This window comes from Maritimibacter harenae, from assembly GCF_009882975.1.
Taxonomy (GTDB): Bacteria; Pseudomonadota; Alphaproteobacteria; order Rhodobacterales; family Rhodobacteraceae; genus Maritimibacter; species Maritimibacter harenae.
In genome coordinates this window covers 1-12,520 of sequence record NZ_WTUX01000070.1, presented here as the reverse complement: position 1 = coordinate 12,520, position 12,520 = coordinate 1, and the positions used below count along the sequence as shown (strand labels likewise).

Annotated in this window: 13 protein-coding genes; 2 read left to right on the top strand and 11 right to left on the bottom strand. The window is 59.5% G+C overall.

What is annotated here, in order from left to right; translation table 11 throughout:
* Positions 1 to 91 precede the first annotated feature (91 nt).
* The 6 genes from GQE99_RS21025 to GQE99_RS21000 all read right to left on the bottom strand — a co-directional run bounded on the left by GQE99_RS21025 (position 92) and on the right by GQE99_RS21000 (position 5,074).
* A complete protein-coding gene (locus GQE99_RS21025) occupies positions 92 to 685 on the bottom strand; it encodes a hypothetical protein (protein ID WP_025042408.1) in 594 nt (197 codons plus the stop codon).
* 76 nt (positions 686 to 761) lie between these two features.
* Positions 762 to 2,744 carry a ParB/RepB/Spo0J family partition protein gene (locus GQE99_RS21020; RefSeq protein WP_043754129.1) on the bottom strand — a complete coding sequence of 661 codons (1,983 nt, stop codon included), beginning with the start codon at positions 2,742 to 2,744 and terminating at the stop codon, positions 762 to 764.
* A 154-nt stretch (positions 2,745 to 2,898) separates the two neighbouring features.
* Entirely contained in the window at positions 2,899 to 3,288 is a 390-nt protein-coding gene (locus GQE99_RS21015) for a DUF3768 domain-containing protein (RefSeq protein WP_161353882.1), read from the bottom strand.
* An 88-nt stretch (positions 3,289 to 3,376) separates the two neighbouring features.
* Entirely contained in the window at positions 3,377 to 3,586 is a 210-nt protein-coding gene (locus GQE99_RS21010) for a DUF6330 family protein (protein WP_043754132.1), read from the bottom strand.
* 23 nt (positions 3,587 to 3,609) lie between these two features.
* Positions 3,610 to 4,548, bottom strand: a complete 939-nt coding sequence (locus GQE99_RS21005; protein WP_043754134.1) for an ArdC family protein — start codon at positions 4,546 to 4,548, stop codon at positions 3,610 to 3,612.
* A gap of 40 nt (positions 4,549 to 4,588) precedes the next feature.
* A complete protein-coding gene (locus GQE99_RS21000) occupies positions 4,589 to 5,074 on the bottom strand; it encodes a hypothetical protein (RefSeq protein WP_043754136.1) in 486 nt (161 codons plus the stop codon).
* A gap of 444 nt (positions 5,075 to 5,518) precedes the next feature.
* Between GQE99_RS21000 and GQE99_RS20995 the strand changes: the two genes are divergently transcribed.
* Together GQE99_RS20995 and GQE99_RS20990 are read left to right on the top strand one after the other, a co-directional pair.
* On the top strand, positions 5,519 to 5,869 hold the full coding sequence (locus GQE99_RS20995; RefSeq protein WP_027264271.1) for an MbcA/ParS/Xre antitoxin family protein: 351 nt from the start codon (positions 5,519 to 5,521) through the stop codon (positions 5,867 to 5,869).
* Positions 5,869 to 6,381, top strand: coding sequence for an RES family NAD+ phosphorylase (locus tag GQE99_RS20990; RefSeq protein ID WP_043754138.1), 513 nt, complete (start codon positions 5,869 to 5,871; stop codon positions 6,379 to 6,381). The genes GQE99_RS20995 and GQE99_RS20990 overlap by 1 nt, the downstream gene beginning before the upstream one ends.
* Before the next feature lie 174 nt (positions 6,382 to 6,555).
* On the opposite strand, the gene repC is transcribed toward GQE99_RS20990, so the two are convergent.
* The 5 genes from repC to GQE99_RS20965 all read right to left on the bottom strand — a co-directional run bounded on the left by repC (position 6,556) and on the right by GQE99_RS20965 (position 12,354).
* Positions 6,556 to 7,611 carry a plasmid replication protein RepC gene (gene repC, locus GQE99_RS20985; protein WP_085870099.1) on the bottom strand — a complete coding sequence of 352 codons (1,056 nt, stop codon included), beginning with the start codon at positions 7,609 to 7,611 and terminating at the stop codon, positions 6,556 to 6,558.
* A 240-nt stretch (positions 7,612 to 7,851) separates the two neighbouring features.
* A complete protein-coding gene (gene repB / locus GQE99_RS20980; RefSeq protein WP_223229246.1) occupies positions 7,852 to 8,820 on the bottom strand; it encodes a plasmid partitioning protein RepB in 969 nt (322 codons plus the stop codon).
* Positions 8,820 to 10,019 (bottom strand): plasmid partitioning protein RepA, encoded by a 1,200-nt coding sequence (gene repA / locus GQE99_RS20975; RefSeq protein ID WP_043754158.1) that lies wholly within the window; start codon positions 10,017 to 10,019, stop codon positions 8,820 to 8,822. Before repA ends, repB begins: the two co-directional genes overlap by 1 nt.
* Before the next feature lie 342 nt (positions 10,020 to 10,361).
* Positions 10,362 to 11,270, bottom strand: coding sequence for a recombinase family protein (locus tag GQE99_RS20970; RefSeq protein ID WP_043754160.1), 909 nt, complete (start codon positions 11,268 to 11,270; stop codon positions 10,362 to 10,364).
* Positions 11,271 to 11,328: 58 nt separating this feature from the next.
* Positions 11,329 to 12,354, bottom strand: a complete 1,026-nt coding sequence (locus GQE99_RS20965; RefSeq protein ID WP_161353881.1) for a tyrosine-type recombinase/integrase — start codon at positions 12,352 to 12,354, stop codon at positions 11,329 to 11,331.
* Positions 12,355 to 12,520 lie beyond the last annotated feature (166 nt).

Here is a 12,520-nt window from a genome sequence, read left to right as displayed (position 1 = left end):
TTTCTCTCATTGGGGAATTGTTGTCGCCAATGTCCCGAGAGGGCCGCCGGCCCGGCAGGGTATTGGCGATGCATGTTTGAGAAAGGGCGCGTTACGCCGCCCTCCGGTCATCGATTTCCATCAGCGCATCGAGCGGCACGCGGTAGGGCTGCATGGCGTCAAAATCCTCGCAATTGCCACAGTTCTGCACGATCGCAAAGGTGTCGCAGGCATCCTTGAGGATGACCCTGAAGGTGCCACCGAGGCCCGAGGGCACTTCGTAGGTCCCGCCGATGAGATAGTCCGAGGCCCGGCGCACGAAGACGCGGATGCTGTGGCCATCGGTGGCGAGCCGGATGGCCCCTCGCCCCCGGTCGATGAGCACCTGCACGTCATCCAGGATGTCGGTGTAAAACTGGCCGGTCAGATCGCGAAACGCCATGCGGCGCTGCGCCATCCAGTCGGTGTCCCGAAACGGGTTCATGCCGTCGGCGAAGGCGAAGGAGGGATCGGCCTGCTCGGTGGTAACGATACGGGTGGTCGTGCCATCGATGCCGTTTGAGCGCAGATGCACACCATTGCCGACGATGAGGATCAGGGCCGGCCTGTCCACGGGCCCGTTCCAGTTGGGCAGGAAGGTCTTGCAGGCACGCGCATGTGCGATTTGCGCCGCAACAGCGGAGGCAGAGAACTTGAGAATAGCCATGGGGATGTCTTTCTGTTCGGTTTGGAAGGGTCGACCCGCGCGGGCGGCATGGTCCACGCGCGGGTCGCGTGAGGACTCAGGCCGCTTGCGCGATGTCGCCGTCAGGCTCCGGGGTTTCCGCCGCGGGCTCCGCCTCATCACAGGCGACACCGGCTGTCTGCATCATGGGCGGGCACCAGGCGGCCACGGCAGCGCGCTGCGCGTCCGTGAGCGTGGCGAAGGGCTCGGCGAAGAGCTTGTCACAAAAGGCGACGATCTCCTTCTTGCTCGACGAGGCCAGCGTCACCGCCTCCTGGGCGAGACCCAGATCCTCGCCGAGGATCTTCAGGAGCCAAGCCTTCTTGAAGCGGTTGAAGAGCGCCGCATTCGGCGTCCAGTGGGAGCGGATGTCGGGCATGATCTCGATCTCGAACGCATGCATCAGGCTGTCGCGCTGGCGGTCCCGCGCGAAGCAGGACTGCGTGGTGCTGGCCGTGGCATAGGCCACGAGCTTGGCCTTTTCGCCTGCCTCCAGCGCGCGAAACGCCGCGAACTGATCGGCGGGCGCGCGGGTGTCATCGAGCCAGGAGAGGTCCAGCGCCTCATGCGCCGCCGCCACCTGCTCGAGCGAGGTTGCGTCGATCTCGTCCATCTTGGCATGGCTGCGGTATTCCTTGCGGGCATCGATCTTGATCGCCTGCGTGACACTCATGCCGCTGGCCAGAACGTCGCTCACCAGCTTGAAGAGCGTCAGATCGAGCGTAGCTTCCGGATGCAGCGCCATCGCGGCCCCAAGCGCCATGGCTCGCTCGGTCTTGAGGTCCTCAGCCAGTGAGGCCGGATAGGTGATTTCGCCGGCGTCTGGGGCCTCCTCCCCGGTCGGGCTAGCCGAGGAGCCGCGCGCGCCCTCCTTTTTGACGGTGTCTTCCGGGCGGACGAGGCCAACATGGAGGGTCACCTGCCCGCCCGACCAGGACGCGATTACCCCAGACCGCGCGAGGTCCTCGGCGCTGTAGGCCTCCTGCAGGTCGCGGGCTTCCTCTTCCAAGGCGTCCACGCGCTCGTAAAGCGCGTTGTAGGCACCGTCCTCGAGCCCCTCATCCTCCATCTCGAGCTGCAGTTTCTCAAGCTCGGCGGTGATCTCATCGATGCGCTTTTGCGCAGCCTCATCAGGCTCGATCGGGCCGGGATAAACGCGGCCGTAGTCGGCCATGGTCGCGTAATCATAGCGGACCATGGCATCGGCCCAGGCAAAGCCCAGCTTTATGCGGGCCTCTTCGGCGGCGGCACCGAGCTTCTCGAGCAGGATGGTCTCGACCAGCGCGGCGTCTTCGAGCACGGAATGCTCTTCCAGAAGGTCAGCGGCGACAGCGCCGCCCCGCGCCTCGTAGTCCGCGCGCACGAAGGCCCCGATATCGTCACTGACCTGCACGCCGCGGGATTTGAGCGCCTGGCGGACCGTATAGGCCTGCAGGTAGCTATCTTCCTTGGTGAGCGCCTCGAAGACTTCGCGCTGCACCTCCTGGCTCGGATGCTCCGCAAAGGCCTTCATCGTGTCGAGCGTGATCGTCTTGGCCCGGGCCGCGGCGCGGATGTCGGGGTGGATTAGGCCATAGCGCAACCGGCCTTTCACGGCCGCCACCGTGGTGCCGAAGGTCTTTGCGATCGTCTCGGGCGTCTGGTCGTCGACCTCCATCATCCGCGCGAAAGCCTCGAACTCGTCGATGGCATTCATCGGCGCCTGGGTGATGTTCTCAGCGAGCGACAGGGCCGTGGTGACATCGCAATCCTCTGGCACAAGACGGCAGTCGATCTTGGCCTTCGCCGTGAAGCCTTTCGCGGCCCTGTCCGCGACCAGCTCCTTCAGCGCGGCATGCCGACGGCCACCGGCGAGGACAGCATATTTGCCGTCGAGCTTCTGGACCATGAGCGGCTGCAGGAGACCCAGAACGGCGATGCTTGCCTTCAGATGGGCGATGTTCTCAGGATCATAGGTTTCCGGCGAGTTGCTGCGCACATTGGCGGGATGTGAGACCAGATCGCCGATGGCGACGGAGACGGGTTTGAAGCTTGTGGTCATGGCGTTTCCTTTTCGGTGGGTTTGGAGCGGCCCGCGCATTCAGATGCGCGGCCAATCCCCGTCTTCAGGGATCACCACAACAAAAGGCCCACTCTCCCTTTGAGGGGTCAGCGGGCCTTCATCGCCTGGGCTGTCAGGAGGGGTGTCCCCTCCCCTACCAGTCGCGCGCCAGCATGATGGTCAGCACGCGCATGGTGGTGGCGGGATTGTCCGGGGCCTCGGCGCCATAGCGGAAGTCGGAATCCGCTTCGTACAAATCCAGTTTCCAGAACACGGTCTCGCCGCGGACCTCGACCGCCCCGAAATCATGCCATCCTTCGGGATCGTTCTCGGGCTCGAAGGTCTCGAATATGCCCGTGGCCTTCACCGCCTCGGCCATGAAGCCGTCACCGGCATTCATAATTGAGCGGGTGACATGCATGCGGCCCTGAATAGACTGGGCGGTTGGCACACCGAGGCACGCGAGCTTGCGAAACGCGTCGTTCTGCGCTGCGATCACACTCGGATCAGGGCGGTCTGTCTGGGGTTGTCCTGTCATGGACATGGGGTGCTCCTTTGAGAAGTTGAAACACCCTTCCAAAAGCCAGCTTTTTCTTTTTCCCCCTGGCGGCAGGACAGAAGCAGAAGGGGCCCTACCCGAACAATCGCTTGGGTCTGTAATTCGGGTTGGGGATGGTTTCGATCCAGCCGCCTTGGTGCTTGATGGTCTCAAGTGCCGCCGAGAGCGGATAAGCGCCCTCGGACGGGCTCCACCAATAGGCGCCGTGCTTGAAGGTGATGATCTTGCGGCGGCCGTCGTTGAAGCAGGCCACCCGCAGCGTCTTGGGTTCCTTACGTGACATGGGCGTCTCCGTTCTCCCTGTGGTCAGGCGGCCTTGGCTCGGCCCCCTGCCCTGCCCGCCTCCGATCTGGCGATCAGGTAATCACAGGCGCGCTGCGCATCCGCGGCGTGCTTGAAGATCGCACCCTTGTCCGACCGAAGAACGCGCAACCAGTTATGGAGGTAGGCAGCATTCATCTCGAGCGTATGCGCCGTAAAGCCGAGCGTCTGACCCAGGAACACCGAGGTCAATTCCGCGACGATCTCCTCGCGCGCGTAAGAGGTGTTGCCAAACTTCGAGAACCCGAAATCACGGTTCAGTCGATGCCGGGCCTTCGTGGCATGGGCCAGCTCATGCGCCCAGACCCCGTAGAAATTGCGCGGGTCCTGGAACCGCGTGATGGATGGCATGTAGACCTTGTCCACGGGGGGCAAATAGTACGCCTCCGTGCCCGTGAAGACGGTCGTGATGTCGATGGCATCGAAAAACGCCTGCATGTGCGGGATGGGCTCGGACGGCGGATGCTCGGGCGCGGGCTCCGGGTCTGGGAAGAAGCTGTCGGGCAGGCCATCGATCTGGCAGGCATTGAACACGCGGTAGGATTTCTGGAAGCGGAAGATGCGGGCTTCCTCGGAGCGATCATCGCCATCGCTGCGGTCGTCCTCGCCGCCCGCGTCTTTCCGGCTTTGGCCGTAATAGACGACGACAGAGGATTTCTCGCCCTTGCGGACCTTTGCGTCCAACGCATTGGCCTGAGGCAGAGTCATCCAGAAGGGAGAGCTGTGGCCCGCCATCACGGTCCGCATCGTCAGCAGGAAGTTGTTCACCCCCTGGTAGGGTTCGCCGCCCACGCGCAGGGGGCGTGAGCTGCCGCCTGCGGTCCAGGGCTTGCGCCACGGCAGGACGCCGCGCTCGATGATGCGGATGATTTCGTTTGTGATGACCTCGGAGGCATCGAATTTGGGCGTGGGGGATCGGGCCATGGCTGGCCTCCTTTCGAATGTTTGTGAGAGGGAGTGGTGATCAGATTGACTGACGGGGCCGCGGATCGTTGACGATCCTCGCGCCGAGCCGCTCGACCGTGTCGATGTAGGTGGTCAGCGAGACGCACCTGCCGGCACCTGAAAGGTCAGGATCGACAGATCTGTCCCGCGCCACCCGCGGCAAGTTCGCGAATGCGATAACATCGGTGACGGGTCGGATATCGATGAACGGGGTCCCTCGTGCGACCGCAAGAGCGGCCAAGGGAAAGCGTTCGATCGGCGCGAAAGTCGACACTGTGGTCCAGCCGAGATGAAGGAACGTCCCACCCTCCCCGCAGATCACATGCGCGTTTGGCAATAATGCCGCCTGCCTGAGGTAGCCAAGATCGCGCAGGACGGTCTCGCGCTCGAGTTGCCGCGATAGCGCCGTCTGGCCAGTTCTGCGCAGCTCTCTATGCCGCCACCAGGAGGCGGCGGTTGTGCGGAGCACGCGCAAGACACCTGTTTCCATTAGAATGCCCTTCATTAGGAAAGACAGACCGGAATCCGGTCCGGACCCATCCGAGGGACCCCAAAGGCCCTCATCCGTCAGTCACAAAACCCGAAGGACACTTTTACTTTTCAGCAGCCAACTGGTCCGGGGTAACGGCCGAGGGTCCGACACCACCGCGGACCCCAGTGACGGCATGCAGTAAGTGGCGGTTTCGATCCAAGATCGGCAAGCCATATCGGCAACTCCGGCCCGACTGCTGCAGTCTTTCTCATATTATCAATAGCTTATCTGACGTTCTCGATCGGCAAAAGCGCTCCAACGGTGACCTCTCAGGCCCAAAGATCAGGATTTGCTTCGTTCAGAGCACTGCAGCGTTACGGATAAGCACGGGAAACGAAGGCGCAGCGCCTCCTGTCAGCTTGAATTTCAGCGATGTTGCCGCTATATACCGTCAGTATCACCGTAGGAGCATAGATCATGCACATCACGAACTTTGCTGAAGCTGGGCAATTCGAACCGCGCAAGATCGCCGCGGTGCTACGCACATCAGCAGAAGAGATCGCATTGACCGTCGGCTTGGGCAAAGACGCGTTGCAGAGGCGAGCCCGCATCGGTTCGGACAAGACGCAGCGCCGCCTGCGCGAATTGGTAGAGGTGCTGAACAAAGTTGAGCCCCGCTTCGGCTCGGAACTGATGGCCTATGCATGGTACCGGTCAGAGCCCCTGCCCGGCTTTGATGGCCGGACAGCCATGCAGCTGGTGCAGGAAGGCAAAGCTCAGCAAGTTCTGGAATACATCGATGCGGTCGATGCGGGCGTCTTTGCCTGATGCCGCTGAAAGATGGACGCTACACAGGGCCACTCTATCGCGCCCTGAACCCGGTCTATGCGCGTGAACCTCTGTCCGGACGAGGCGCTGAACTCTATGGAGGGCGCTTTAACGCCAAGGGCACCCCTGCCCTCTACACCTCGCTGGATCCCGCGACCGCTCTTAGAGAAGCCAACCAGGTAGGCAGCCTGCAACCCACGATCCTGGTGTCCTACAAAGCCGACCTTGGGCCTATTTTCGATACCCGCGATCAGGACAAGCTCGAACGGTATGGTGTGACCGAGGCGATGCTTGCCGACTCTGCATGGCGCATGAAGATGCTCGATGGCCAATTGGTACCGACACAGGAGCTAGCACGCGCCCTTATAGCAGATCGGTTTGCGGGGCTTCTGATCCAAAGCTTTGCGAAGGGTGCGTCATCAACGGACTTCAACATCGTCCTGTGGGCCTGGACTGCCAACAAGGGTTCTTTGGAAGTGGTGGATGACGAAAAGCGGCTGTCGCGCATGTGAGTTGTGAGACTTGGTGCCGGATCTGTCCACCGCGGTGGACATCGGCGGGTCGGAGGTACATGGATTGACTGTGTAGTATCGCCCTAGTGGAATTTGGCTCTGTCGCTTTGATGCATGTGGCGAGACCGCGCGTCATTGGACTAGTTGATGGCCAGACGTCCACCGCGGTGGACACTAGGCGGTTTGCATAGCAGTTTTGGATAGACGCTTGATCAAAGCCACTGGATCAAACTGGTCTTGACGTTGGCCCAAGGTGATACTGTGAAAGTACGCTCCAAAATCCCTGATGCGTTGTCCAAGTTGTAGCATGATGAAGATCGCGCATGACGCTTTCTGAGCTCCTACTGCATTCTTGGCTTTCTCAAATGTTTCTGGGTGAATCCCCATCATGGGTGCAAGAGTTCGAGCATGGTTTTCAATGTCCAACCAGTCTCTAAGTCTCTCTGTGGAGAACGATGTCGCTTGATCGCAGACTGAGGTTAGCAAGTCTGGTTTCAGAGCTTCATTGCCTGTGTTGCTATCTAAATCTTTTTTTTCTTCTTCAGACATAGATTGGTGCCGGACAGTTTGTCCGTCATTGGCGGGCAACTCCACAGTTTCTGGTGGGTTATCTGGGGTATACAAAGTCTGGCATTCTTTGTCCGTGTCGGCGAGCAGCGCGTGGTATTCGGTAAGGCTCAGCTTCCTGCGTAGAGCTCTCCGTGCGTGGTTGATGAATGTGTTGCTGGGATCATGCTCTTCCAAATGGGCGAGCTTTGTCAGGATCTGTTTGCGGACAAATATCCGATCCCGCCGGTTATTTTCCATCTCATGTGCGATGGCGATAAGCTCGCTCGCACGTTGGAGGAGGGGGGTTAGAGACAGTCCATAGCTGATGCATTCCCCGCTGGATGAGCGAACGCGGTAGCGCTTTCTGTTCGAGCTGTCATTGCGTTTGATGAACCCGAGTTCGACGAAGCGGTTGATGTGCCTGCGGAGTGTCCGTTCGTCGATTCCGCCGACGCGCTGGCAAATCGAGTCGTTGGACGCGAAAACCGTTTCGCCATGGCCGGGCTTCAAGAAACTGAGCATGGCTTGAAGTGTTTGGATATGGCCAGGACGCAGACCGAATACGCTACGTGCATCTCTTAGTGCCCTGAAGATGGTCCAGATGTCGGTTTCAGCCGCAGAAATTGAGCCGCGTGATGCATCAGCATCAGCGGTTCTGATCGATAGTTTTGTAAATGCCATGGTTTCTTCACGACGACCGTTCGGCCCACAACTTCCCAGTCTCTTCCCGAGATTTCGCTCAGAAAAAGGCAATAAAAACCCGTCCACCGAATCGGTGACTCTTGACCGGTTTGCTGGAGGTTGCTACATCATGAGTGCTAATCGAATGATGAGGGCTCTCCAGGGGAAACTTTGGGGGGCTCTTTTCTTTCTGGTCTTCGCTTTTCTCCTCTGCTCGAGTTACTCTGTGTGGCTCGGGGCTTAGGACCCAGAGCCGCTCTCATTCCGCCACTGTTCGAAGAGCTTCAAAAGCGCTGCCTCCGCGCGCTCTTCGATCCATTGGCCGAATTCTGGGTTGTCCTTCTTGGTGATCTTGATAGCGATCGTTTTCTGGTCGACTGTCAGCGTTCCCACAGAGCTACCGTCCCCATCTTTGACAACGGACGTTAGGCTGCGGTTGGCTTGCTTCTTGTCGCTACGCGCCTTGTTCGAGCAAGCCGAGTAGACTGCCTGAAACTTATCCGCGCTTGGAGTGTCGTCGGGCAGGGCGGCGATCACCTCTTTGGCTGTGTTCACCAGATCTATCTTTTTCGACAAAGCGGCCAGGTCACCCCATTGCCGTCGTCCGATGCCATGTGCCGGCCCGATCAGCTGTACAAGCCCTTCTGGCAGTTGCTCTATGACGACGCGATGATTGGACACGCCCTGCCGTGTCAAGCCGAGAGCATCCTGAATGACGTTTGGCTTGTAACCTGATTCCTGCATCTCTTTGATAAAAAGAGATTTCTCAATGAAAGACGGGTCTAGTCGGAGGTTGTTCTCTTGGCCCTGTGCGATCAGAGATGCGTCGTCATCCAGGCTTCGAACGATCGCCTTGACCGTTCCGCCGACCATGCGGATCGCTGCGAGCCTGCGTCGTCCGTAGATGATACGGTATCTGTCCGGTTGCGCTGATGGACGGACCATAATTGGTACTTGTTGCCCATGCTTGCGAATGCTTTCGGCCAACTCATCAATACTGGAATCCTCCAGCACCAACCGATCGCGCAGACCATCCATGTCAATCTGATCGGGCTCGATGTCACGGATCGAATTCGCGGTAATCTCGCGCAAAGAGTCGCGCAATCCGCCAACAGATCCTGGCAGTTTTGCTGCTTTTGGCGGGGTAGGGGAGGGGGCCGCGCTCTCCTTCTCGTCCTTTGGAGGCTGATTGAAGATATTTCGGGCCATCAGCGACGCCCCCATGCCATTTGGATTGTCTGTTCCAACTCATCTCCAACGCCATTCACGCTGGTCAGAGCGCGATCAATCGTTTTTCTAATGAATTGGCTCGGATCAACTTCGTAGACGGTTTGCTGGGTCATACCGGCGTCCGAGATTGCTGTAGATTTCAGCATTGGCTCAGTCATGACCTGTCCGGCCAAGATCGATCTCAGGTAGCCCGCCATCTGGGTCTGAGGCCCGTCCGACGGCTCGTATCTCGTGATCAAGAACTTTACGAAGTCCCATGTAACGCGCCTGCCAATGGCTTCTTCGACAGCCTTTACCGTTTCCGAAGCAAGTTTCAGGAACTGGCTCATTGAAGCAATGTCGAGCATGCCAGGCACGACCGTTACTAGGAGTCCCGTCGAGGCTGCCAACGCCGTTAGGGTCAGAAAGCCAAGTTGAGGTGGGCAGTCGATCAGAACGATGTCGTAATTCGCCTCTACTTCCTCAAGCGCTAAGGCAAGACGCTCCGCAAATATGGGTTGCACCCGGCGGGCGAGGGCGTTTGCCGTCTCAGTTTCGTATTCCGAGAGCATCAGGCCCGCTGGGACCATATCGAGCTTATGGAAGTAGGTTTTTTGGATGACGGCTGAGAGCGGAACTTGTTCCTCATATCTCAGGGCATCATAGATTGTGCCGCCTTCGGCGAACTCGAGCTCTGGCCGAAAGCCGAAAAAGGTGGTCAAACTTGCCTGCGGATCGAGATCCAAGACCAACACTCGGTAACCTCGCAAAGCATACCGTTGTGCAAGATGGATCGTTGCTGTTGTTTTTGACGATCCGCCTTTGAAATTGACGACAGATATCACCTGGAGACGATCGCCTTCACGTCGACCGGGGCGGTAGCTTTCTGCGTTCTTTCCGGTGCGCCCCAGAATGTCGCGCAGCTTATCGATCTCTTGGGCTGTGTAGAACCGGTGTCCGCGGTTGTCTGTATGAACTTCCGGGAAGCTGCCGTCCTTGTGCCGGTTGCGCAGGTTAGATGTGCTAACGCGCAGGAGGCTGGCAACTTCGGTAGAACTGAATCGGCGCAGGGACTTTCGTTCTTCGGGCTCGAAAGCGATCTTCATCTGGCGATCCAAAGATTCAGCCAGATTGTCGGCAAATGCTCCGATGTCGGAAGAGCCTATGCCTTGCGCGTATCCAACGTTACGATCATCCATGTCCTGCCGCCCACTCTCGGCCTCTGTTGAGGCTCTTGGTCATTCTGACGGTGTACAGCGCGACTGACGCGTTTTACCGTCAGAATGGGAATGCCACGATCAAGTGAGTCCGGCAAGAAGAATCTAGATGTAGTGTGAAAGTTATCCACAGCACCAATACGTACAGTCACATCAAGATAACTGCAAGTTGTTGATTTTATGGTGATAAATCCAAAAGACCGTGCTTCAAGCCATTCATGGGGATTGTTTGGATGGTATTGGCTAAACCCATGCAACCAATGGCACAATTGACCTTCTGACGGTGTTTAGAGCGATAGATTCAGCTGTTTGAGCCTCTGCTAGTTACAGTTGGGAGTGAGCCGATTCTGATGAAATTAGGCCAAGCCGCTCCGCTCGTTCGAGCAACATTTTGACCGAAGACGGCTGCCAGCTGGCACGACCTCGAGGGGTCCGTTCGCGCATCGACTCTAGCCGATCGCAGATCGCCTGCAGCGTGATTTCGGGGTCCGCGCCTTTGATCGCTGCGACGATGGCCGGCAGGCGGTCATCGGTTTCGCGGCGTCCGGCGCGGCCAAGCACCTCGGCAGGAAGGAACCCGTCGCGCACATATGCCTTCACAGCGCGGAGCAGTCGGCCTTGTGTCCAATGGTGATCTGGGGGCAGGGGGGCATTGATAATTCGCAGCACGTCTTCCCAAGCCATATCGGGGCGCAGGCGGCGCACATGAGGCACCCAATCCTGCGCGGTCTCGTTCAGGCGTTCCATATAGCCGTCCTGCCGTGCCAGCCGCACCTTGCGCAGCGCGGCGGGATCCTTGGCGCGTAGCCCTGGGTTGCCGCCTACGCGCCCTTTGGCGCGCGCAGAGGCAAGCCCGGCCTTTGTGCGCTCGCGGATCAGAGCGCGTTCGAACTCAGCCGCAGCGCCCAGAACCTGCAACGTGAACTTGCCCTGGGGCGAGGCAGTGTCGATCGGGTCCTGGAGCGAGCGGAAGAACGCCCCCTTTCCCTCCAGTCTTTCGATCACCTCCAGCAAGTGCGACAGAGATCGCGCAAGCCGGTCGATCCGCACAACGACCAGCGTATCGCCGCTCTGGACGCGTTCGAGCACGCGTGCCAGCACCGGTCGCGCGCGATTGCCGCCCGAGGCGTGCTCTTCAAAGATCTCGGCGCATCCCGCAGACTGCAGGGCCTCAGACTGGGGCAGGGGGGTCTGATCCTCTGTGGAAACACGGGCGTAGCCTATCAGGGGCATGAAAACGGGCCGTTTGCAATTTTATGTATCATCAATAAACGACCGAATGACCGCGCGATCAGAGCCCCGCGGCCTTTGTCAGGTTCACGCGGAACCGATCGCGGCGGCGCTGGTAGCGCCGGGTCATCTCGGCCGAGACGTGGCCGAGTTGCTTCTGGACGTAGCGCTCGTCTACTTCGGCGGAGCTAGCGAGACCTGCGCGCAGGGAGTGGCCTGAGAAGAGAGCGAGGCGGTCTTTCTCGGGCAGCTCTGATCGGATGTCCGCGTCCAGCACGGTGCGTTTGATCAGGCGCGCCACATGTTTGTCGTTCAATCTCGTCTCCGTGGCACGCTTGCCGTCCCGCGAGGTCCCGACGAACACGGGACCGAAATCGATCTTCCCAAAGTGCAGCCACTGTTCCAGCGCATGCACCGGGCAGGTCTGATCGCTGGAGCCGCGCCCGATCTCCACTTCGCGCCATCCGGTTTTGGCGTTCAGTGTCAGTACTGCGCCGTCGTCGAGGATCTCGATCCAGCCGCCGCTGTCGGGCGTGTCGTCTTTGCCGAAGTCGAGGCTGACGATTTCCGAGCGTCTGAGACCACCGGCATACCCGATGAGAAGAATAGCCCGATCCCGCAACCCGCGTAGATCGAAGGGAAGGGTGGCGACCATGGCGAGGATGTCCTCCGGCAAGATTGCCTCTTTCTGCACCGGAGGGCGTGCATGCTTGCGTTTGATGCCCGCGAGCACGGTGGCGATGTGCCGGTCCTTGCGATCCAGCGTGAACCCGCGTTGCCCGTAGTTCCAAGCAAGCCCCGACAGACGACGGTCAATGGTCGAAACGGATAGGGCAGGGGCGCCGCTCGTCGGCGCCGCCAGGTCGGTCAGGTAGAGCCCGATCATCTCCGGCGACGGGGGAATAGGCTCTGTCCCCTTCAACCTGCACCATCGCGCAAAGTGCTTCCAGTCGGTGGCGTAAGCCTTGTTGGTGTTTTCGGCCGTCGAAGCTTTGGCGTAGTCTCGCGCAGTGTCGACCAGCCGGTCCAGTGTCCCGGAGCCTGCCACATGGGCGGGGAGGGCGATCGTGTCGCCGTCTGTAGGCATTCTCTCGTCGCGCTCATTGCCATTCTTCGTGTCATGGGACGCTGAGTGCGATTTCTCGGCATTTGCGGGCTTGTTTGTCGGACTGCTGGAGTCTTTGGGACTTTGGGGCATTTGTTATCAATCACTTGCTAAGACAGGATTTTGAGATAGAGTCAGAGTTCATGAG

What these genes read in the sequence shown, in the direction of transcription:
- GQE99_RS21025 (WP_025042408.1), bottom strand. Translation starts at nt 685, where the DNA reads ATGGCTATTCTCAAGTTCTCTGCCTCCGCTGTTGCGGCGCAAATCGCA.
- GQE99_RS21020 (WP_043754129.1), bottom strand. Translation starts at nt 2,744, where the DNA reads ATGACCACAAGCTTCAAACCCGTCTCCGTCGCCATCGGCGATCTGGTC.
- GQE99_RS21015 (WP_161353882.1), bottom strand. Translation starts at nt 3,288, where the DNA reads ATGTCCATGACAGGACAACCCCAGACAGACCGCCCTGATCCGAGTGTG.
- GQE99_RS21010 (WP_043754132.1), bottom strand. Translation starts at nt 3,586, where the DNA reads ATGTCACGTAAGGAACCCAAGACGCTGCGGGTGGCCTGCTTCAACGAC.
- GQE99_RS21005 (WP_043754134.1), bottom strand. Translation starts at nt 4,548, where the DNA reads ATGGCCCGATCCCCCACGCCCAAATTCGATGCCTCCGAGGTCATCACA.
- GQE99_RS21000 (WP_043754136.1), bottom strand. Translation starts at nt 5,074, where the DNA reads ATGAAGGGCATTCTAATGGAAACAGGTGTCTTGCGCGTGCTCCGCACA.
- GQE99_RS20995 (WP_027264271.1), top strand. Translation starts at nt 5,519, where the DNA reads ATGCACATCACGAACTTTGCTGAAGCTGGGCAATTCGAACCGCGCAAG.
- GQE99_RS20990 (WP_043754138.1), top strand. Translation starts at nt 5,869, where the DNA reads ATGCCGCTGAAAGATGGACGCTACACAGGGCCACTCTATCGCGCCCTG.
- repC (WP_085870099.1), bottom strand. Translation starts at nt 7,611, where the DNA reads ATGGCATTTACAAAACTATCGATCAGAACCGCTGATGCTGATGCATCA.
- repB (WP_223229246.1), bottom strand. Translation starts at nt 8,820, where the DNA reads ATGGCCCGAAATATCTTCAATCAGCCTCCAAAGGACGAGAAGGAGAGC.
- repA (WP_043754158.1), bottom strand. Translation starts at nt 10,019, where the DNA reads ATGGATGATCGTAACGTTGGATACGCGCAAGGCATAGGCTCTTCCGAC.
- GQE99_RS20970 (WP_043754160.1), bottom strand. Translation starts at nt 11,270, where the DNA reads ATGCCCCTGATAGGCTACGCCCGTGTTTCCACAGAGGATCAGACCCCC.
- GQE99_RS20965 (WP_161353881.1), bottom strand. Translation starts at nt 12,354, where the DNA reads ATGCCTACAGACGGCGACACGATCGCCCTCCCCGCCCATGTGGCAGGC.